Source organism: Desulfovibrio sp. OH1186_COT-070, from assembly GCF_003860215.1.
Classification (GTDB): domain Bacteria; phylum Desulfobacterota; class Desulfovibrionia; order Desulfovibrionales; family Desulfovibrionaceae; genus Desulfovibrio.
Window position 1 is genome coordinate 1 of sequence record NZ_RQYH01000107.1, and the last position, 909, is coordinate 909.

A 909-nucleotide genomic window follows, 5' to 3' on the forward strand; every position below is an offset into this window, starting at 1 on the left:
TTTTGCCAACCCGCCAAGCTGTCGGCGGATTTCATCCGCAATCGCCAGCTTTAGCTGTTTCCGATACCACCGGCTTTAGCCGGTGGAGCATTCATTGTTTTCCAGACTGAAGAAGATGAAAGAAGGAAATAGAGTCGTCGATGCTCTTTGTTATCACTGCTTTCATCGCCAGTACCGCATAAGGACTCTCCAATGTAGGATCGCTGGCGAATTCAACCCCGGCTTCATAGGCAGCGTACGCATGCTTCACAAATGTGGCGAAATAGACGCGTTGCTTTTCAGTCATGTTAAGGTTTTCGATCTGCTTGGCTGTGGTGTTCGTTGAGTTCATGTTTCTCTTGATCTCTGCCTACAAACAAACCGTTTGTCCATTGAGATCCTTGGCTCTGTTCCAGCATTCATCATAGGCCGGACTAAGGCCGAAAATGTGCTCACCATCTTCCCATGTGGCCCAGCGGGTCGAATCAGCCTTGATGGTCAATGGGTTTCCGAAGGACTCGGCGGCACCGGCAAAGAAAAAGACCATGAACAATGCCAGGGATACGAGTGTGACTTCTCTGACCATGACTTTACTCCTTTGCTTCCACAGTGGTGGTGTGTTGCGTTTGGTTTTGCGTACCCCATTGCTTCCTTTAATGATCTGCTGCTCAAGAAACCATAACTTCTTCATGATTCCTTCCTTGAGGATGCTTTATCAAAAGTCTCCGGCTTTGACCTGAACTATTTTAAGGGAAGGTTACAGAAGGTTGCAAGGGGGTGTAATCGGGTCTCCCTCTAAAAGGGAGGCAAACAAGAAAAGGAGTTGAACCGGTTAGATAGTGTCGTCAAACTATGAATAGTATGATAACACCTCTTCCTGCATGACAGGAGAAGCTATGCGCGCACATCGACGACACGATATTTGTGACA

General features: G+C 47.6%; 2 protein-coding genes. Both read right to left on the minus strand.

Features of this window, described 5'->3' with window-relative positions:
* Nucleotides 1-91: 91 nt before the first annotated feature.
* The gene (locus EII23_RS12070; protein ID WP_148091273.1) at nucleotides 92-331 is read right to left on the minus strand and encodes a hypothetical protein; all 240 of its coding nucleotides are present in this window, start codon (nucleotides 329-331) and stop codon (nucleotides 92-94) included.
* An 18-nt stretch (nucleotides 332-349) separates the two neighbouring features.
* Entirely contained in the window at nucleotides 350-670 is a 321-nt protein-coding gene (locus EII23_RS12075; protein ID WP_124793556.1) for a hypothetical protein, read from the minus strand.
* Nucleotides 671-909 lie beyond the last annotated feature (239 nt).

Bases quoted from the DNA above. Each gene is read 5' to 3' on its own strand.
- EII23_RS12075 (WP_124793556.1), bottom strand. From the start codon at position 670: ATGAAGAAGTTATGGTTTCTTGAGCAGCAGATCATTAAAGGAAGCAAT.
- EII23_RS12070 (WP_148091273.1), bottom strand. From the start codon at position 331: ATGAACTCAACGAACACCACAGCCAAGCAGATCGAAAACCTTAACATG.